This is a genomic window from Staphylococcus sp. 231237_7MaSpsaltlick (assembly GCF_043107035.1).
The window spans coordinates 20,029-38,860 of the sequence record NZ_JBICNX010000017.1 but is presented as its reverse complement, the minus strand read 5'-3'; the positions used below and the strand labels follow the sequence as shown (position 1 = coordinate 38,860).

The 18,832-nt window shown below is 33.4% G+C and carries 20 protein-coding genes; 3 read left to right on the top strand and 17 right to left on the bottom strand.

The features are described from left to right. Nucleotides 1-45 precede the first annotated feature (45 nt). Entirely contained in the window at nucleotides 46-906 is an 861-nt protein-coding gene (locus ACF91D_RS22870) for a GNAT family N-acetyltransferase (RefSeq protein WP_107512392.1), read from the bottom strand. Between the two features lie 74 nt (nucleotides 907-980). After that, complete coding sequence (locus tag ACF91D_RS22865) at nucleotides 981-1,352, bottom strand: VOC family protein (RefSeq protein ID WP_107527247.1); 372 nt, start codon at nucleotides 1,350-1,352, stop codon at nucleotides 981-983. Between the two features lie 90 nt (nucleotides 1,353-1,442). Between ACF91D_RS22865 and coaW the strand changes: the two genes are divergently transcribed. Next, the gene (coaW, locus tag ACF91D_RS22860) at nucleotides 1,443-2,240 is read left to right on the top strand and encodes a type II pantothenate kinase (protein ID WP_107527248.1); all 798 of its coding nucleotides are present in this window, start codon (nucleotides 1,443-1,445) and stop codon (nucleotides 2,238-2,240) included. A gap of 125 nt (nucleotides 2,241-2,365) precedes the next feature. On the opposite strand, the gene ACF91D_RS22855 is transcribed toward coaW, so the two are convergent. The 3 genes from ACF91D_RS22855 to ACF91D_RS22845 all read right to left on the bottom strand — a co-directional run bounded on the left by ACF91D_RS22855 (nucleotide 2,366) and on the right by ACF91D_RS22845 (nucleotide 5,551). After that, nucleotides 2,366-3,031, bottom strand: a complete 666-nt coding sequence (locus tag ACF91D_RS22855; protein ID WP_107527249.1) for a DUF2750 domain-containing protein — start codon at nucleotides 3,029-3,031, stop codon at nucleotides 2,366-2,368. A 142-nt stretch (nucleotides 3,032-3,173) separates the two neighbouring features. After that, complete coding sequence (ldmS, locus tag ACF91D_RS22850) at nucleotides 3,174-4,370, bottom strand: L-aspartate--L-methionine ligase LdmS (protein WP_107527250.1); 1,197 nt, start codon at nucleotides 4,368-4,370, stop codon at nucleotides 3,174-3,176. Further along, nucleotides 4,367-5,551: a M20 family metallopeptidase gene (locus tag ACF91D_RS22845; protein ID WP_107527251.1), complete on the bottom strand. Its 1,185-nt coding sequence runs from the start codon at nucleotides 5,549-5,551 to the stop codon at nucleotides 4,367-4,369. The genes ldmS and ACF91D_RS22845 overlap by 4 nt, the downstream gene beginning before the upstream one ends. A gap of 273 nt (nucleotides 5,552-5,824) precedes the next feature. On the opposite strand from ACF91D_RS22845, the gene ACF91D_RS22840 reads away from it, so the two are divergent. Next, a complete protein-coding gene (locus ACF91D_RS22840) occupies nucleotides 5,825-6,295 on the top strand; it encodes an S-ribosylhomocysteine lyase (protein WP_042739480.1) in 471 nt (156 codons plus the stop codon). Between the two features lie 500 nt (nucleotides 6,296-6,795). On the opposite strand, the gene ACF91D_RS22835 is transcribed toward ACF91D_RS22840, so the two are convergent. Genes ACF91D_RS22835 through deoC form a run of 4 tightly spaced genes read right to left on the bottom strand, consistent with a single transcriptional unit; the run spans nucleotide 6,796 to nucleotide 10,353 of the window. Continuing rightward, nucleotides 6,796-7,149: a DoxX family protein gene (locus ACF91D_RS22835; RefSeq protein ID WP_042739479.1), complete on the bottom strand. Its 354-nt coding sequence runs from the start codon at nucleotides 7,147-7,149 to the stop codon at nucleotides 6,796-6,798. Continuing rightward, nucleotides 7,146-8,333: a phosphopentomutase gene (deoB, locus tag ACF91D_RS22830; RefSeq protein WP_042739478.1), complete on the bottom strand. Its 1,188-nt coding sequence runs from the start codon at nucleotides 8,331-8,333 to the stop codon at nucleotides 7,146-7,148. Before deoB ends, ACF91D_RS22835 begins: the two co-directional genes overlap by 4 nt. A gap of 12 nt (nucleotides 8,334-8,345) precedes the next feature. Further along, the gene (locus ACF91D_RS22825; protein WP_107512396.1) at nucleotides 8,346-9,647 is read right to left on the bottom strand and encodes a pyrimidine-nucleoside phosphorylase; all 1,302 of its coding nucleotides are present in this window, start codon (nucleotides 9,645-9,647) and stop codon (nucleotides 8,346-8,348) included. 43 nt (nucleotides 9,648-9,690) lie between these two features. After that, on the bottom strand, nucleotides 9,691-10,353 hold the full coding sequence (deoC, locus tag ACF91D_RS22820) for a deoxyribose-phosphate aldolase (RefSeq protein WP_107527253.1): 663 nt from the start codon (nucleotides 10,351-10,353) through the stop codon (nucleotides 9,691-9,693). A gap of 174 nt (nucleotides 10,354-10,527) precedes the next feature. On the opposite strand from deoC, the gene deoD reads away from it, so the two are divergent. Then, a complete protein-coding gene (gene deoD, locus ACF91D_RS22815) occupies nucleotides 10,528-11,238 on the top strand; it encodes a purine-nucleoside phosphorylase (RefSeq protein ID WP_042739475.1) in 711 nt (236 codons plus the stop codon). Nucleotides 11,239-11,427: 189 nt separating this feature from the next. Here the strand turns inward: deoD and ACF91D_RS22810 are convergent, their stop codons facing one another. The 8 genes from ACF91D_RS22810 to ACF91D_RS22775 form a co-directional block, all read right to left on the bottom strand. Then, the gene (locus tag ACF91D_RS22810) at nucleotides 11,428-11,874 is read right to left on the bottom strand and encodes a Dps family protein (RefSeq protein WP_107512398.1); all 447 of its coding nucleotides are present in this window, start codon (nucleotides 11,872-11,874) and stop codon (nucleotides 11,428-11,430) included. 183 nt (nucleotides 11,875-12,057) lie between these two features. Next, a complete protein-coding gene (rbsK, locus tag ACF91D_RS22805) occupies nucleotides 12,058-12,921 on the bottom strand; it encodes a ribokinase (RefSeq protein ID WP_107528045.1) in 864 nt (287 codons plus the stop codon). A 27-nt stretch (nucleotides 12,922-12,948) separates the two neighbouring features. Then, nucleotides 12,949-13,332: a thiol-disulfide oxidoreductase DCC family protein gene (locus ACF91D_RS22800; protein WP_107528044.1), complete on the bottom strand. Its 384-nt coding sequence runs from the start codon at nucleotides 13,330-13,332 to the stop codon at nucleotides 12,949-12,951. Between the two features lie 244 nt (nucleotides 13,333-13,576). After that, nucleotides 13,577-14,947, bottom strand: a complete 1,371-nt coding sequence (locus ACF91D_RS22795; RefSeq protein ID WP_107590184.1) for an EVE domain-containing protein — start codon at nucleotides 14,945-14,947, stop codon at nucleotides 13,577-13,579. 73 nt (nucleotides 14,948-15,020) lie between these two features. After that, on the bottom strand, nucleotides 15,021-16,001 hold the full coding sequence (locus tag ACF91D_RS22790) for a YeiH family protein (protein ID WP_107527915.1): 981 nt from the start codon (nucleotides 15,999-16,001) through the stop codon (nucleotides 15,021-15,023). A 208-nt stretch (nucleotides 16,002-16,209) separates the two neighbouring features. Further along, nucleotides 16,210-16,440 carry a hypothetical protein gene (locus tag ACF91D_RS22785; RefSeq protein WP_107512402.1) on the bottom strand — a complete coding sequence of 77 codons (231 nt, stop codon included), beginning with the start codon at nucleotides 16,438-16,440 and terminating at the stop codon, nucleotides 16,210-16,212. A 28-nt stretch (nucleotides 16,441-16,468) separates the two neighbouring features. Continuing rightward, complete coding sequence (locus ACF91D_RS22780) at nucleotides 16,469-17,404, bottom strand: type I phosphomannose isomerase catalytic subunit (protein WP_042739468.1); 936 nt, start codon at nucleotides 17,402-17,404, stop codon at nucleotides 16,469-16,471. 646 nt (nucleotides 17,405-18,050) lie between these two features. Then, nucleotides 18,051-18,749: a FadR/GntR family transcriptional regulator gene (locus tag ACF91D_RS22775; RefSeq protein WP_042739467.1), complete on the bottom strand. Its 699-nt coding sequence runs from the start codon at nucleotides 18,747-18,749 to the stop codon at nucleotides 18,051-18,053. Nucleotides 18,750-18,832 lie beyond the last annotated feature (83 nt).

The following is an 18,832-nucleotide window of genomic DNA, read 5'->3' as shown; positions in this document are numbered from 1 at the left end:
ACAAATGTAAATTATAAATGACAATGCTTGATTTCGCAATCGCTATTAATAATTTATATATTTTTCAAAAGTGATAAAATCATCTGCACTTTCAATTTCAACAAAATTACTATTTATACATAAAGGCTTTAATTCATTATGTTCCCCATATAAGGTGATTGTCAGCACAGCCACATCATTAAAATGCTTTCTAATATACGTTGATAATTGGCGTAATGCACTTTCAGCAATACCGTGATGTCTTTCATCTTCATTCACTTCGATAGATGAAATATTCATACGATTTTCATGCTTTTCAATCGCTATAAAGCCGACTTTCTGTCCATCTTTTAGTAAATCTATCATATGAATATTATAAGGTGTTTCATCTGTACTCTTTTGTAATTTTAAAGATGAAACATATTTAGAGTCTAAATCTAAATAATACAATCTTTCTTTACCAATCGGACCTTCTTCTTTCGTTGCAGCATGCATAAATCCTGCGCGCTCGTATACATTCCAAGCACCTTTATTTTCTGCGTCAACCACTAAATACAAATGATTAAAGTTCGGAAATAAGATTTGCACATATTGTGGTAAATACATCATCATTTTAGTTCCGTATCCACAGCCTTGATATTTTTCATTAATGGATAATGAGCGAACATATACAACTTGATTTGGTGTATCGTAACCTTCATGTTGATAATATTGGTGTAGTACAAAGAAACCTACCACTTCTCCATCACTGTTTAATGCAATGTTCGCTATTCTATCATCATCCTCTAATGCTTCATTTAATACATCCTTTGGAAGAGATGAATAAATTTGCTGGCGCTCACTTAATTCAAAATCATAGAGTGCTTCTTTGTATTTATCTTCATACACCTGCACTGTAATATCTTCAAATTGTTCTTTTGTAAACATATTTAATCCCCTATTTAAACTGTTTTATATATCTATCAAAAACATACCACTTATATGAACTTACTAACCGTTTTTTATGAAGTTAAAAAACAATTCATCAGCCAATTCACTTGGTATTTATCTTTGACTTGTCCATGCATGGCATTAAAGAAAGTTTTATCTAATGGCATATGCGGATCCCCTTCCACACTGAGTGCCTCGTAAACTTGACGTTGTTCTTCCAAACGATCGAAAGTCAAAATAATATTGGTATTATCATTAGACGTTGGTCGACCATAACTGCTAGAAATATGTAATACTACATCATCACTTACATGTAATTCAGCATGTAACAAGCGTCCATTCGTTTCATTTAATATCTTTATTTCTCCACTAAATGCCGTTTTATAGAAATCTAACGCTTCTTGTACATCATCAACAATAATGTAAGGACTTAATTGCATCATAAATCAATCGCTCCCTTTACTTTCATATTTGATTTTCTTATATTTTATTATACTATAAGTAAGAATGAAAATATTTGGGGGAATACCATTATGAAAATAGGCATTGATGCTGGGGGCACATTAATAAAAATAGTTCAAGACGAGAATGGCAAACGTTCATATAATACAAAGCTAACGACTGAGATTGACCAAGTTATAGAATGGTTAAATTCAATTGATGCAGAGCGTATCAGTTTAACTGGTGGTCAGGCTGCTACAATTCAACAACAACTTAACTGCGAATCTAATATATTTGTTGAATTCGATGCTTCGGCTGTTGGATTAAATATATTATTAACTGAACAAGGCCATCAACTAGATGATTACATATTTGCTAACGTTGGGACTGGTACGTCAATTCATTATTATGACGGTAAAGCTCAAAAACGTGTTGGTGGTGTAGGTACCGGTGGCGGTATGATTCAAGGTTTAGGTTATTTATTAACTGGCATTCAAGATTATCAGTTATTGACGGATACTGCTCAAGATGGCAATAGAGATATCATCGATTTAAAGGTAAAACATATCTATAAAAACACTCAACCTCCTATTCCAGGAGATTTAACGGCAGCTAATTTCGGTAATGTCTTACATAATTTAGATAAATCATTTACCGATGCCGATAAACTTTCTTCTGTAATAGGTGTAGTGGGTGAAGCAATTACAACGATGGCTATTACAGTAGCACGAGAACACAAAACAGAAAATGTCGCTTATATTGGCTCAACGTTTATCAATAATCAACTATTACGACACGTTATTGAAGATTATACTGTATTACGAGGATTCAAACCTTATTACATTGAACATGGTGCTTTTTCCGGTGCTCTTGGTGCACTTCATCTATAAAACGTAACAGGTCAACAAACGTATCTAAGACATTCCAGATACGTTTGTTGACCTTAATTTTTTTATAAATAAATTATATAAGACATCATTCAAATCATCATATTTCAATATCGTAATTACTTGTTCTATAGCGCAAGTTGTTCAATCACTTTTTGCGCTGAAACAACGGTACCCACTACACCAGGTTTCAAATCAATAGCTACAGCTTTATCATCATCTCTTAACGTATCTAACCACTCATCAAAAACAGCGCCTTCAATCTCAACTAATTCAAGATTGTCAAAGTCTTCTCTACGGACTTTTTCCGCTCTACTTTTTATACTCCATACGGGCATAATATGTGGCCTTTGATGTTCATCGTCACTAATTAATGCAAATTGCTTTGCACCCTTTTCAGATAATCCAAAAACTGCATCCTCTTTTGCTACGTCTTTAGCAAATTCCTTCAAACGTATACTATCTAAATCAGACATTAATTCATCACTAACTTTCACGACATCTACTAAATCACCATCTGATTTCGAAGTTGGATTGACCAACACTTGATCTCCTTCGTTAAATATATCGTCTAATTCATAAGTAACAAATCGATCCACATCAATTTTCTTTACTTTATCAAACGCAATACCTTTAGTATCAAGGAATGGTTGAGCCAATGTCTTGTCACTCCACAAACACACGCGTGACTCACCTAGTATTTCATAACTGACTAATTCCTTTGCTTCTGTTGCAACATAAAAACACTCACTTACCAAAATATCTTGATAAAATGAATTTTCTTTATAGGACATCCTAACACCTTCATTTCATTTTATATTTTTAACCTAATCAAAATATAAATGACATATATAATACAGTCAAACACCTCAATTAGTATTTATAAACATGACATAGCAAATGTTTTGATTCACATTAAAATACATTATCTCATATTTATCCTTTTTTTAAATCTTCAAGGAACTGTAATTCTAATTTTTCTATTTGACTTTGTGATTCACCGTGCCAAATACAACCAAATCTGGAGCTCACTTGCTCTTCTGTGTACCAATCACCATCATAGTATGATAATGGAAATAACACGCCTTTTTTAATGTACTTTACAATCGTATTAAAGAAATGTTGATTATCACCCGGTGAAATATAACTATAAAACTTATGGAACCCCTGAGTTAAAATCGGTTCGAGTAATAACATGCTTGTAGAACCATTTTGTCTGAAATTCAAATCAATCGCAAAAATATCACCCTGTGCATCCTCTAATAAGTCAAAGCCTGCAACACCATAATATCCTTGAGCAACACCCATTTCCATAATTTCTTTACCAGCTTGTATCACTTTCTTTGGTACATCTTGAACATTCAAATTACCATTATAATGGCCGTATTTGTCAGTCAGTTGTTGTGATGTTCCAATATATTGCACACCGAGCTTCGGTGTATATGCAAATTGCACACAATAGTTTGCAACTGCTTCAACTTTCTGTTCAATTATGATTGTGTCTGTTTCGCTTTTAGCCTTCTCGATTCGTTTGGATGCCTTATCTAAATCTGTTTGATTATAGCAAATCATTACACCATAACCACCAGCTGTAGGTAGATCATCACCTGGTTTTAAAACAAATGGAAACTCCCAATGCTTGATTGCTTGTTCAAAGTCCTCTATATTCACTACTTCTCGTTTTGGCAAATATTTATTATTCGTCCACTCTGGTATACGAGATTTATTATTTAAAGCAACAAATATATCTTTATTCAATGCATAGTAGTGTTTTTTCAATATCGCTTCATCATGTATATATTGAAAATAAATTTTTTTATCAAGACTTTGCGCTAACGTAGCTAGTAATTGTTCATAACTAGATTTATCGTTAAATTTATAAATATTACTAGGCATGTCTTGACCAATTAATTGAAATAATTGTGCTAAATTTTCTGTAACGCTCGCTTCATGTACAATCACAGGCATTTGATTAGCAATCAATAATTCTCTACCAGTTAAAAAATTAGATTGGTGTTCTTCTGGCTCTAACCACGGATTTGAAATATATGATGGACGAGACGTATATACTATATTTGAATCATAAAGATCACTAAGTGTTATTTTAGGTCTTAGAGAACTTTGTTTTGTCATTTTTTGTGCTCCTTTATAAATTGATGTTGTTCAACAATTTCTATAAATAGTGCGCTATCTTCTATTAATTCTAAGCCCATTAAGGATAATATTTTTGCGCCTCGAATTAATGCTTGATCACCATGAGTACTACCTGCCGCTTCTCTAAAGCGGTGTGTGTGACCAACTAGATTTCTAGAACCTATTTTAATATGGGGATGAATCGTTGGTACAACATGACTCACATTTCCTGTATCTGTTGAACCATATCCGAAATCATCATCTATAACTGCTTCACCCATTTCAGTCGCATATTTTGCGAATAAATCGTCTAATTTTGAAGTTTTTACAAATTCATTCACACCATTTTGAATTGGGCCAAATTCATAGTCACAACCCGTTTGAATCGCTGCACCTCTCGCAATTTGACCAACTCTTTCAGTTAAGACGTCTAAATCTTTTCTAGTTGTTGCTCTAGTATAAAATCTTGCATGTGTGAAATCTGGAATAATATTTGCTGCCTTTCCTCCATCTAAAATTACTCCATGTACACGTTGACTCTTTTTAATGTGTTGTCTCAATTGCGCCACACCATTAAAATAAGAAATCATTGCATCTAAAGCATTTCTTGCTTCATGTGCATTTTCAGATGCATGCGTACTCTTACCATAGAACTTAATATCTAGCACATCTACTGCTAGAGTATTTATCGTACGATACGTTTCATTACCTGGATGCACCATTAATGCGATATCTAATTCATCAATAATGCCCTCCTTAACATATGATGCTTTGGCACTACCATTCTCTCCACCTTCTTCGGCAGGACAGCCCAAGACAATCACTTGTCCCCCAACTTTATCTATCACTTGCTTTAAGGCTATCCCAGCTAATACGCTTGCTGTTCCAATTATATTGTGTCCACATGCATGGCCTAGACCCGGCAAAGCATCATATTCCGCTAGATAACCAATTGTCGGACCGGGTTTCGATGAATCATATTTAGCTATAAACCCTGTAGCATGACCTGCAATATCAGTCTCTACCTCAAAATTATGGCGATTTAATTGCTCAATTAATGTTCGAGATGCAAAAATTTCTTCATTACCAAGTTCTGGTCTTTGATGTATTTGATGGCTTAATTCTATATATTTATTCTTTTCATTTTCTATATAATCTAAAATATTTTGTTTGTTTTCCATTGCTGAAACCCTACTTTCCACATTACTACGAGCTAGTTATTACTTAAATTTTAAAAAATTAAATGCAATACCAATTCATTTAATAATCTAATCAAGTGTACAAAACACTTTTAATTATTACTTATTCTATCGGCTTTGTTGTATTCTGTCATTAATTTTCTGAAATTTAAAACATTTTTACTTTTGTATTAGTCTCTATACCACATTTAACAAATTGTAAAAGCAGGTTCATCTTGTTACAATAACTTTATTAAGATTTTAGGAGGAAGCATAATGCCAAAAATGAACGTTGAAAGTTTTAATTTAGATCATACAATTGTGGATGCGCCTTTTGTAAGACTTGCAGGAAAAATGGAAGGTGCCAACGGCGATGTCATTCATAAGTATGATATTCGTTTCAAACAACCAAACAAAGAGCATATGGAGATGCCTGGCCTTCACTCATTAGAACATCTAATGGCTGAAAATATTAGAAATCATTCTGATAAGGTTGTCGATCTAAGTCCAATGGGTTGTCAAACTGGATTTTATGTTTCATTCATTAACCATGATGATTATAATGATGTGTTAAATATCATCGAATTAACAATTAAAGATGTATTAGCAGCTACAGAAGTACCTGCTTGTAATGAGGTCCAATGTGGATGGGCAGCGAGTCATTCATTAGAAGGTGCCAAAGAAATAGCGCAAGCCTTTTTAGACAAACGTTCAGAATGGAACGATGTTTATGGTGAAAATAAATAACCATTTCACGCTATAAAGTATATAACTCCAAATAATTACCGAGTCATATACATCTTGATCGTGAGACTGCTCTAAGCATTACTAAGACCACCCTGGAACATAAATTCCAGAAAAATAGCACTCAGATAATTTAATTTATCTGAGTGCTTATTTTTATTCATCCTATTCGTATTGTTGGTTCGCTTTCCTAGGGGACAGTTTCATCCTGTAGTCTTCAGCTTGTCCTATACTCCCTAGGAGTCTCGCCAAAATACATTGAAAACTTTTGTGAATTTTAAATTGCCATCACCTTAATAAACTCAACTACAAATGTTTTCTTATCATATACTTTCATCAATTATCTCGTCTTATTGTACATTAATGTCTCTATGCTGTTAAAATAAGCGACATAATCTCATTTTCACTCGTAAATTTTGATTATTTTAGAAAAACACAAAGAAAGGTATGCGTGACTTAATAAGTCTTTGCATACCTTTCTTTATTATTTAATACATTCGTTTCTATAATTTACGAATTATACCAATGAATAGAAACTGCATTGGTAAACGTAGATATAATGCCCAAGGCGAAAGCGTCTTATCCCCTAAAGGCAATTGTTTACGCGCCATATAAATATTTGCAGGGAATACTGCCAATAAGAACGCGGAAATTGCATTTTTCAAACGTGTAGTTGGTTGTTTAATCAATAATAATATACCAAAAATACACTCTATTATCCCTGTTACTATAACAGCTGTTCGTTTAAATGGTAAATATGCTGGTACAATTCGTGTGAAATTAGCCTCATTTTTAAAATGTAATACGCCTACAAATGAAAAAGCTAAACCGAACACGATACTTAAAAGTCGCTTCATTTTTCAACGCCCATTTCTTTTAAATAGCTTTTACCAAACTTAGGAAGTGCTACCCCAAAGTTATCAGCGATTGTCGCGCCTATTGAACTAAATGTATCGTCTACAGACAATTCATGACCTTGTTGGAATTTAGGACTATACATCAAGACTGGAATATATTCCCTTGTATGATCCGTACCATCCGCAGTCGGATCATTACCATGATCTGCTGTAATAATCACTAAATCATCTTCTCGTAAATATTTCATTAGTTCAGGTAAACGCTCATCGAAGTCTTTAATCGCTTGTGCATAGCCTGGCTTATCGCGTCTGTGGCCATACAGTGCATCAAAGTCTACTAAGTTTAAGAAACTCAATCCTGTAAAGTCTTTTTGAACTGTTTCAATTAATTTATCCATACCATCCATATTATCTTTAGTACGAACCGCTTCGGTCACACCTTCGCCGTCATAAATATCATTGATTTTACCCAGTGCAATAACATCATAACCACTATCACTTAATTCATTCATCACTGTACGACCGAATGGTTTTAAAGCATAATCATGTCGGTTTGATGTACGTTTAAATGCACCTGGCTCTCCGACATATGGACGAGCAATAATTCTACCAATCAAATATTTAGGATCTTTAGTTAATTCACGCACTTTTTCACATATGTCATAAAGTTCTTCTAATGGAATAACTTCTTCATGAGCAGCGATTTGCAATACAGGGTCAGCTGAAGTATAAACGATTAAATCGCCTGTCTTCATTTGATGTTCTCCCCACTCATCAATGATTTGAGTACCTGAAGCTGGTTTATTCGCAACGACTTTACGTCCAGTTAACCGTTCAATTTCTGAAACGAGTTCCTCTGGAAAGCCTTCTGGATAAACTTTAAATGGTTGCATAATATTTAAGCCCATTATTTCCCAATGGCCTGTCATTGTATCCTTACCTACTGATGCTTCACTCATTTTTGTGTAAAAAGCTAGTGGTTTATCAACTTTGTCAACGACTGGTAAAGCTTCGATATTTCCTAATCCTAATTGTTGTAAATTAGGTAATGTTTGATCAAATCCTTCAAGTGTATGCTTTAAAGTATGGCTTCCCTCATCATTAAATGCTTTAGCATCCGGACCTTCGCCTATACCAACCGAATCCATAACTATTAAATGTACTCTGTTAAAAGGTGTCGTCATTGTGTTTCACTCCTATTCAGTAATTACTTTGTGAATTAATGTTGGTGCTTTACCGCTATCACTTATGGTAATGCTCGCGTTTAACTTCTCAATAACATCATCTACTTGTTCGCGATTACTGTGTATTGTTAATAATGATTCACCAGCTTTTACCTTATCTCCAACTTTTTTATTCAAGACAATGCCTACACTCAAATCAATATCGTCCTCTTTCGTTTGACGACCTGCTCCGAGCATCATTGATGCAACACCTACTTCGTTTGCTACAATTTCAGTTACGACCCCTGACTTTGTAGCTGGGTAGTCAATTTGATATTGTGCTTGCGGTAATTTTGATACATCATCTACTACTGATCCATCACCGTCTTGATTTTCAATAAATGTTTTAAAGCGTGCTAGTGCCGATCCGTCAGCAATTGCATTTTCAAGTAAAGTACGCGCTTCTGCTAAGTCTTGTGCTTTTCCTCCAACAACTACCATTTGCGAACCTAACGTTAATACTAAATCAGTTAGGTCTTTTGGTCCTTGACCTTGTAATGTTTCAATTGCTTCTTTGACTTCTAATGCATTGCCAATCGCATTACCTAGGGGTTGACCCATGTCTGATATAATGGCCATCGTATTTCTACCTACATTATTGCCAATATTCACCATCGCACGTGCTAAAGATTCTGCATCTTCTAATGTCTTCATAAATGCACCGTTACCTGTTTTGACATCGAGGACAATCGCGTCAGCACCGGCTGCTATTTTTTTACTCATGATAGATGATGCAATTAATGGTATAGAATTCACTGTACCTGTTACATCACGTAAGCCATACAATTTTTTATCAGCGGGTGTTAAGTTCCCAGTTTGACCAATTACAGCCACTTTATCTTCATTTACTAACTTTACAAATTTCTCTTCCGAAATTTCAACATGAAAGCCCTCAATTGACTCTAATTTATCAATGGTACCGCCTGTATGTCCTAATCCTCTACCACTCATTTTTGCAACTGGTACACCTACTGCAGCAACCAATGGTGCAAGTACAAGCGTAGTCGTATCACCGACACCACCAGTAGAATGTTTATCCACTTTCACACCATTAATATTGGATAAATCAATAACATCTCCTGAATTAACCATTGCCATAGTTAACGCTGCTCTTTCTGCTTCATTCATATCTTGAAAATACACTGCCATGGCTAAACTAGAAGCTTGATAATCTGGTATATCCCCTTTAGTATAACCTTCAATAAAGAAATTAATTTCTTCTTCTGTTAGCGCTTGGCCATCACGTTTCTTTTCAATTAAATCTACCATTCTCATATGTGTAGACCTCCCTTATTTCAACAATAAATTGAAAATATAATTAGTAATCAGAATCACTTTCTAGACCTTGGATGATTTGGATACCTGCGCTTGCACCAATGCGTGTCGCTCCAGCTTCAATCATTTTATTAAAGTCTTCAAGATTTCTAACGCCTCCTGATGCTTTAACTTCGAGCGCATCTCCAACAGTATCTTTCATTAATTTAACATCTTCAGGTGTAGCGCCTCCTCCTGCAAAACCAGTAGATGTCTTAACAAAATCAGCACCAGCTGCTTTACTTAATTCAGATGCTTTTACTTTTTCTTCATCAGTTAATAAACAAGTTTCAATAATCACTTTGACCGTTTTTCCGTTAGCAGCGCCTACTACGCCTTCAATATCCTTTTGAACTAAATCATAATTCCCATCTTTTAATGCGCCAATATTAATTACCATATCTACTTCAGAAGCACCTTTTTTGATGACATCTTCAGTTTCAAAGATTTTAGTTTCTGTTGTTGTTGCTCCTAATGGGAAACCAATTACAGTACAAACTAAGACATCACTGTCAGTTAATTGTTCTGCAGCATATTGCACATGTGTTGGATTGATACAAATTGATTTGAAATTATATTCTTTTGCTTCTAAAATTAATTTATCAATTTGATCCTTTGTCGCCTCAGGTTTTAATAATGTGTGGTCTATATATTTTGCGTAATTCATTTAGAATCCTCCTAAATTTTGTTTAAAGTAATATTTATCTTCACTTAAATTGTTAAAAGTAAATTTTTACTTGATTTATTGCCTTTCCCTTTACCTCTATACTACAAAAATTCGCAAAAATAATAAACAAATGTTATCTTTATTTTGATAAAGAATTTAAAGGAGAAGATGATTATGACAAAAGGAACACCTCATATTCAACCTAATGGGACTAAAATAGCTAAAACAGTATTAATGCCAGGGGATCCATTACGTGCAAAATACATTGCCGACAATTATTTAGAAAATGTAGAGCAATTCAACGAAGTAAGAAATATGTTTGGATACACAGGTACATATAAGGGTAAAGAAGTATCAGTTATGGGATCTGGAATGGGTATTCCTAGTATCGGTATCTATTCTTATGAATTATATAATTTCTTTGATGTAGACACGATTATTCGAATTGGTTCTTGTGGCGCATTACAAGAAAATGTCAATCTTTATGACATCATTATAGCTCAAGGTGCTTCAACAAACTCAAGCTATGTAGATCAATACAATATTCCTGGACATTATGCGCCATTAGCAGACTTTGATTTAATTTTAAAAGCAAAACAAAAAGCAGATGAAATTGGTGCAAAGTCACATGTAGGTAATATCTTATCTTCTGATACATTCTACAATGCAGATTCAACATTTAATGAAAGATGGCAACGTATGGGTATCTTAGGAATTGAAATGGAATCAGCTGCATTGTATCTAAATGCTACTTACGCTAACAAAAAAGCACTAGGCGTCTTTACAGTAAGTGATCATATATTAAGAGATGAAGCGACAACTGCCGAAGAACGTCAAAATTCATTTACTCAAATGATGGAAATTGCTTTAGAGATAGCTGAATAATTCGCATTCCAATCACTATGTGCTTAGGATATTAATACCTAACCATATTTCATAAACAGTTAAACTATGAAGAAATCTATACCGATAGATTTCTTCATAGTTTTTTATTTGTAAAAAAAAAGCCTTATGAATAGGCTAAATAGCACCATTCATAAGGCTTTTGCAACACATTATATAATATTCTATCTATTATTGACCTAGGTATGATTTTAACATCCAGTTATGTTTTTCAATGTTTGTTTGCATACCGATAAACATATCTTCAGTCACATCATCTTCTGCTTTAGACGCAACTTCAATTGCCTCTTCTAATTGTTTTGATACATTAGTAAAGTCTTTAGATAATTCTTCTACCATTTCTTCTGCTTTATAGCCTTTACCTGCTTCGTCAATAATTGAAAGTTCTAAACTTTCTTTTAATGTTGCAACTGGATTTCCTCCAACAGCTAAAATACGTTCAGCTAAATCATCTACATATCCACTTGCTTCATCATATAACTCTTCAAATTTAGTGTGTAATGAAAAGAAGTTTGGTCCTTTAACATACCAATGGAAGTTGTGTAATTTAGTAAATGCTACAGTCCAGTTTGCCACTTGTTGATTTAATACTGTTACTACTTCTTGATTATTTGCCATTATATAACCTCTCCTTAATATTATTACTTTGCCTTTCTAATAGGCTTATCTCTCTATTGATTACATTAACTATTATATTATAATAATTACAATCTGTAAAGTGTTTAACCTACTTAAATTAGAATTATTATAATCTGAATGTGTGGTTGTCACACAATAGTCATTTACCCTAAAATCGAGTTGTTAATCTAAGTCTTTTCTGTATGGCATTGCACCTTGAGCACCCAAACCAGTCACTGAAAAACTGCCTGCTAAATTCGCAAAATCTACAGCTTTTTCTAATGTCTTATTATCATTTAGCGCAACTGCTAATGCACCATTAAATGTATCGCCTGCACCAGTTGTATCAATTACTTCTTTTTTGAATCCTGGCACTTTTTGTAGAGATCCATCAAAAAAGACGGCACCGTCAGCACCCTGTGTAACTATCAACTTCCTCGGATATGATTGCAAAGCACTGTCTACTTGATTATCAAACAGTAATTCACTCTCTGTTTCGTTCGGGGTTAACCAAGTCACCTTATCTAAAATATCTTGCTTCAATTTACGATATGGTGCTGGATTAAGCATCACCTTTATTTGATGCTGTACTGCGTAATCTACGACCGCTTCGATTGTTTCCTCAGGTATCTCATGTTGCATGAGTATAATATCACCTGCTTGGAATTGTGCTAATTTTGGTAACACTCGCTCTGCAGTAACATATTGATTCGCCGCAGGTACGACAATAATTCTATTATCATTATCGTATAATGTGATATGTGCAGTACCAGAACTTTCATTATCTATAACGTCCATAAATTGTGTATCTACATTATTTTCATTTAAGTTGCTTAGTATTTGTTGTCCATAGTCATCATCGCCTACTGCACCAATCATATAAACTTGATCGCTTAGACGAGCTGCTGCCACTGCTTGATTTGCACCTTTTCCTCCTGGCGTTGTAAAAAATGATGACCCCATAACTGTCTCTCCAGCTTTTGGAATAATATCTGTCTTTACAACTAAATCAATCGATGCACTTCCTATTACAATTATATTTCCCATTTGTCTATCCTCCGTTGTCATTACTCATTAGTCAATAAAAAATGATTGCTCATATTTATTTGGTTTATGCCAATGTGTCTTCCACATACGATTTCTATTGTTTGCAAACACATTATAACCGAACTCTCTTAAAAATTTGGGTGTTAATCTGAGTAATACGCCCAACCATTTATATCCTGTCAGTGAAGTAATTAATGTTGCAATCGCATCTGATTTAAATTCGAATTGATCACCATTTTGCAAAATCACACTATTTTTCACATCAGCTTCTGGATAATTCTCAAATAAATGTTGCGCCGTTTCGCCTTGTAATTGAGCAAATTCATAGCGTTTCGACAGACCGTTTTGTATTAACCAAATCGCATAATTATAACAATATACACACGTTCCATCATAATAAATTATTGGCATCTATTTCACCCCTATTTGAAATTTGAAATTTCAATACCACTTGAATATTATTTCTTCATACCTCTATTATATCCTAAAACTATAATAATAAATCATAATATGATTTTCTAAGTGTTAATCTTTCATTTTGATTAGCTCCGACACAATAAAAAAACTTACCACGTCGTCATAAAGTGACTAGCTCTATTTAAAACAAGCCAAATTTAGGACAGTGATAAGTTCAATTTAAATCATTCTATTTAATTTAATCGTCTTGCTTAACTTTTACAATCCTTGTATATTTCAAGAATTGTTCAGTATACTTATGTTTAATTTCGTTTAAGTCATCATATGTGATGCCTACAATATGCCAATTCGGATTAAAGTGATAATATGAGTCTTTCTGTCTCGACCATTTAATCATATTACCTTCTTTATTGTATCTAGGCATTGTCATTTCATAACCTTCTAACACATTGATGTATGTCTGAAAAATATCTGGATCCACACGATTAAAGTTATCAATCACTAAATAACTTTTATCTTTTCTCGGCATTAAATTAGTAATAAAGCCCTCACGATAATATAGTGCACCGGATTCATTAGGTAAATATTTACCATACAACATATCCTCTGAAAAGTCCGGATGTCCAGCAACCAATACTGGATTAGCATTTGTCTTTTGTAATAAATCTTCCGCTGCTTGTAAACCTTCCCCTTTATCGGCAACCAATAGTATAAATGGTTTCAAATCCTCACTTTGTGTATCAATAACCTGTTCATTTTTAACCATTTCAAATTGTGATTTTAAGCCGTCATTCTCACTCATTTCTATGATTGCTTCAAATTGTGTTTTTGACATACTGGCAATAGCTTGTTTGGCATTTTCTTGTAAGAAATATAGATTTTTTAACTTTGGATGTTTATTTAACGTGCCCAATGAAACAGGTTCAATTGCCTTGTCGAAATAAATTTCAATTGCCGTGCTATTCGTTCTACCCGGAATTGGCGATTTTTCATGAATATGTCGACTTACTTCACCAACACCTATTACAGATTGATCTTTTTTTCTATTATAAAAAACTAACTGATCTCCAATTTCTAATTGTGTGTAAAAATGATAGCCATTACGTTTAATGCCATTATATGTATGAGTGAAAATTGTGTGTGTAGACTCAGGTTCGTATTCTTCTTCTTCGGAAACAAAAAAGTATCTAGGCACTTTTGTTTCACCTTTTCCAAGACTAACAATCAAATCAAATTCATCTTTAGTAATTTGATTAAACAATGTTTCTTTCATATTGCTCATTCTAAATTCCAATTGCTCACTACGCTTTAAATAGTCTGCAGTCAATGGTTTAAGTTGCTCTTGTAATTGAAAATGCACTCTAATTTTGTTTTGCGCGCCAGTCTGCACACTCGTAATTTGACCAAAGCCTAATAAACCAGTATCCATCTGAACTTGATAAAATATAACATAGTCACCTATTTTTGCTTGTTTGAATGATCGGAAACCTTGTGAAGGACTAAATTGTGCACCTGATTCAAATAATGTGGTTTGCCCTACTAATGGTTCGTTATGATTCCAGCGATTGTATCCGCAATTCAACCAAAAATAACTCGTTTCCTCTGCCATTTAGATGCTCCTTATCTTAATTTATAAATTCTATCTTACCTATTATATGCAAAAACTGCTTATTGAACAAACATTACATTAAGTTAATTAGCTTCATTGTAATGATACTAGTTATTATGACAATGAGCCATGTAATTAAGCCTAACAAAATCGGTTTAATACCTGCTGATTTAAATTGTTTTAAGTTAACTGTTAAGCCGATTCCAGCCATAGCCATTGTTATTAAAAATACTGATAACTGTTGGAATATTTGAATCAATTGTGATGGAAAATGACATACAGTACTAATGATTGATGCGATAACAAACCAAAGGATAAACCAAGGAAATATATTTTTTATGGCAACGTTTGTATGTTGCTCTTTTTCTTTTTTAATAGTGCGATAGGTAAAGTATAAGACGACCGGAATTATCATTAATGTTCGTGTTAGCTTTACTATAGCACCTGTTGCTAGTGCTTGGTCACCATAACTCGAAGTTGCCGCTATAACGCTAGATGTATCATTAATTGCTGTACCTCCAAAATAACCAAACGTAGCTTGATTCATCTGGAATATGTGGCCTAAAGGAGGAAATATAAAGACAGCAATGATATTAAATAGAAAAATTGTCGTTATCGCAAATGCTACTTCACTCTCTTTCGCTTTGATAACAGGACTTGTTGCTGCAATTGCCGAACCACCACAAATAGATGTGCCAACACCTATTAATATACCTAAGTTTTCATTGATTTTGAATAACTTCATAAATAGAAATACAGTGAAAAAAGCTGCAAATAATGTGACAACTATAATTGGTAATGATTTCCAACCAACGCTACCTATTGACTGAAAACTAAGACTAAACCCTAATACTATAATGCTATAATGCAGTATTTTTTTACTACTAAATTGTATCCCTGCTCGATATTTTGGAGCAATCCAAAATATATTGTTAATGATTATACCAATAATAATTGCAAAAATTGCACTTCCTATAACAGGAAACTTACTACCTAATATCGTTGCTACCATCGCAATCACTAAGGTCATAATAATACCTCTAACCTTTTCCACTGTCACCATTCCTTCTAAAAACTTTTCAAAGCGATTATCACAGCATCAAAATTAATCATCATGTCTACTTCTATTATTTCAATTAAATAAATTTCAACGCAAATAGCAATTAATGCTTTAGATTTTTAATATGTTGAATAAATATTATACAGTTTCACAAAAAAAGTATCTCCTACATTAATAAATGCAAAGATACTTATCTATTAAACTATTGTGTCACTGTAAAAGCGCCTAACAATGGCATTAAATTAATTAAAATACCACCTAAACGCAACATGCTACTAACCTGTTTATCTCGAATTGTCACTATTGCAGCAATCATACCAATTAAACTGATAACCATAGGAATGAAGAGACTAGGATATTGTGGTATTTTTAAGAAAATACCTGCACCAGAAATAATGCCACATATTAACGAAATATATAGATATTTATACATCACACATCTCTCCTTTCACAATAAAGTACTATAAGTAACTTATGATTAATTCAAAGTCTCCTTCAAATATTGTATCTAAGTCATCTGAAGTTAAAATGAAATTCTGACCTTGTGTCACATCAAAAACAGTTCCATCTACTATCACTTGTCCTTCGCCACCAATAACCGATACTAAGACAAATTCTCTTGGTTTCATATAATTTAAAGTTCCAGAAATTTCCCACTTAACCATGGTAAAGAAATCATTAGAAACCAACTGCGTACGTCTATGATTCTCTATTATTTCTGTATCTGTCGCAATATTGATATTTTCAGTCGATATCTCAATCACATCTTTTGCTTTGTCATGGTCTAATGTGCGTTTTGTGTCATTTTCTGTTCTATCATAATCATATATTCTATATGTAACATCCGATGATTGCATTGTTTCATATACTAATACACCTGCACCAATGGAATGCACTGTCCCAGCTGGAATAAAATAAAATTCGCCAGGTTTAACCTTAACTTTGTTAAATGCTGAATCAAATGCAGCGTCATCAATCACATCAATCGCTTCTTCTTTATGATCAACATTTAATCCATATACAATTTCTGCGCCTTCTTCTGCAGCTATAATATACCAACATTCTGATTTACCGTATTGGCCTGCTTCCATCTCAAATGCATAAGCATCATCTGGGTGTACATGAACCGATAACGATTCTGTAGCATCAACAATCTTGGTCATTAATGGAAAGTCTTTACTTGGAAAGTCTCCAAATAATTCTCTATGTTCATTCCACAGATTTGCTAATGTTTGACCCTTGTATGGTCCATTTAAAATTTCACAGTTACCGTTGGGATGTGCAGCTATGCCCCAGGCTTCTCCTGTCTTATCACTTGGAATATCATATCCTAAGTCTCTTAATTTTGTGCCACCCCATATTTTTTCATGGAAAATAGGCTTGAGAAATAATGCCATGACTTACACCTCCAAATTGTTCAATTTGTTTATTTATCTATCGAAATTTTTAAAATTATTTATCTATCTATGGATTAATAAAGCTTTCATTATATTGCTTACACGATTATTATTGTATCATAATTTAGCTCAAGTTATTAAAAACGTTTAATTTTTACTTCAATGTTTGTAGTCATTAATCTTTTAAATTTGAATTATCAAGTTAATTCATAATCCAAGCCTTGTTGTAACGTAATAACAGAAGAATTGCTATTTATCCAAACAGTTTCACACCACCGATTATATAATATATTAAATGTGTTAAAATTAAATTAATTTTACACTTGCTTTCTCAAACTGTGTGATAGTATAATAATCTTCGGGTTACAAAATGTATCCCATGCGCATTCTGCGTATAAGGTAGTTAAAGATTAATTATGCACTTGAATGGGTTGTTAACTCATTCAACAATATAAAATTTGCTAGGGAGTCCAAACATGGAAAGTTTGGGCTTCTTTTTTATGTAAAATTTTCAATTTATATCCTAATAATAATGGTTAATCACATAAATGTAGCCAGTCTAAAAACTAGCTTTGAGTCACGTATTGTCACCCAATCTTAAAAATCTATGAGCAACGCTAACTACGATACTCATAGATATAACTAATTAATATTGCTTAAAGTTTGTTAATATTGTATCCCTTACTTCTGTCAGGTGTGCCTCCATCGCCATGACGGCTTCACTGGAATCTTGAGATTTGATAGCATTATATATGCGTACATGTTCTTCATGTAAACGATGCATTGTTTTTTGAGCACTATATATAAATATTTTACGTGTTTCTTCCATGGAATCTTGAATTAAACCTGAAATATTATTAAGCAACTCTACTAGCAAAGTATTTTTCGCAGCTTTAGCAATCGCCAAATGAAATTGAAGATCCGCTTTTTCTCCTGAAGTTCCATCTGTAACTGCCTTTCCCATGTCATCTAGTGATTGCTTTAACTGAGCCAAGTCACTGTCATTACGATTTAAAGCAGCCTTTTCCACTGTAGCACTCTCAACTATTTCTCTCAATTCTAATAGTTCTTTAATTTGCTCGATCGATGTAAACTTGTCACCTAATTCAAAAAATGTAGGCTTTACTTGCTTAATAAATGTCCCATAACCTTGTTTTAATTCGATTACACCAATTGTTCGTAAAGCATTTAAAGCTTCTCGTATAGACGCAACACTAACACCGTATATTTGAGCCAACTGTTGTATTGAGGGTAAACGATCTCCAACTTTATATTCACCTGATTTAATGCTTTCTAATATGATATCTGCAACTTGTTCGTATATTTTTGTGTTTGAAATCTTCATAATAACCTCCACACGATATGTATTATTGTATCAAATTTTAATACTTGTGAGCTCAAAATTGAATAACTTTCTCAATAAAAAAA

What these genes read in the sequence shown, in the direction of transcription:
- ACF91D_RS22870 (WP_107512392.1), bottom strand. Translation starts at nt 906, where the DNA reads ATGTTTACAAAAGAACAATTTGAAGATATTACAGTGCAGGTGTATGAA.
- ACF91D_RS22865 (WP_107527247.1), bottom strand. Translation starts at nt 1,352, where the DNA reads ATGATGCAATTAAGTCCTTACATTATTGTTGATGATGTACAAGAAGCG.
- coaW (WP_107527248.1), top strand. Translation starts at nt 1,443, where the DNA reads ATGAAAATAGGCATTGATGCTGGGGGCACATTAATAAAAATAGTTCAA.
- ACF91D_RS22855 (WP_107527249.1), bottom strand. Translation starts at nt 3,031, where the DNA reads ATGTCCTATAAAGAAAATTCATTTTATCAAGATATTTTGGTAAGTGAG.
- ldmS (WP_107527250.1), bottom strand. Translation starts at nt 4,370, where the DNA reads ATGACAAAACAAAGTTCTCTAAGACCTAAAATAACACTTAGTGATCTT.
- ACF91D_RS22845 (WP_107527251.1), bottom strand. Translation starts at nt 5,551, where the DNA reads ATGGAAAACAAACAAAATATTTTAGATTATATAGAAAATGAAAAGAAT.
- ACF91D_RS22840 (WP_042739480.1), top strand. Translation starts at nt 5,825, where the DNA reads ATGCCAAAAATGAACGTTGAAAGTTTTAATTTAGATCATACAATTGTG.
- ACF91D_RS22835 (WP_042739479.1), bottom strand. Translation starts at nt 7,149, where the DNA reads ATGAAGCGACTTTTAAGTATCGTGTTCGGTTTAGCTTTTTCATTTGTA.
- deoB (WP_042739478.1), bottom strand. Translation starts at nt 8,333, where the DNA reads ATGACGACACCTTTTAACAGAGTACATTTAATAGTTATGGATTCGGTT.
- ACF91D_RS22825 (WP_107512396.1), bottom strand. Translation starts at nt 9,647, where the DNA reads ATGAGAATGGTAGATTTAATTGAAAAGAAACGTGATGGCCAAGCGCTA.
- deoC (WP_107527253.1), bottom strand. Translation starts at nt 10,353, where the DNA reads ATGAATTACGCAAAATATATAGACCACACATTATTAAAACCTGAGGCG.
- deoD (WP_042739475.1), top strand. Translation starts at nt 10,528, where the DNA reads ATGACAAAAGGAACACCTCATATTCAACCTAATGGGACTAAAATAGCT.
- ACF91D_RS22810 (WP_107512398.1), bottom strand. Translation starts at nt 11,874, where the DNA reads ATGGCAAATAATCAAGAAGTAGTAACAGTATTAAATCAACAAGTGGCA.
- rbsK (WP_107528045.1), bottom strand. Translation starts at nt 12,921, where the DNA reads ATGGGAAATATAATTGTAATAGGAAGTGCATCGATTGATTTAGTTGTA.
- ACF91D_RS22800 (WP_107528044.1), bottom strand. Translation starts at nt 13,332, where the DNA reads ATGCCAATAATTTATTATGATGGAACGTGTGTATATTGTTATAATTAT.
- ACF91D_RS22795 (WP_107590184.1), bottom strand. Translation starts at nt 14,947, where the DNA reads ATGGCAGAGGAAACGAGTTATTTTTGGTTGAATTGCGGATACAATCGC.
- ACF91D_RS22785 (WP_107512402.1), bottom strand. Translation starts at nt 16,440, where the DNA reads ATGTATAAATATCTATATATTTCGTTAATATGTGGCATTATTTCTGGT.
- ACF91D_RS22780 (WP_042739468.1), bottom strand. Translation starts at nt 17,404, where the DNA reads ATGGCATTATTTCTCAAGCCTATTTTCCATGAAAAAATATGGGGTGGC.
- ACF91D_RS22775 (WP_042739467.1), bottom strand. Translation starts at nt 18,749, where the DNA reads ATGAAGATTTCAAACACAAAAATATACGAACAAGTTGCAGATATCATA.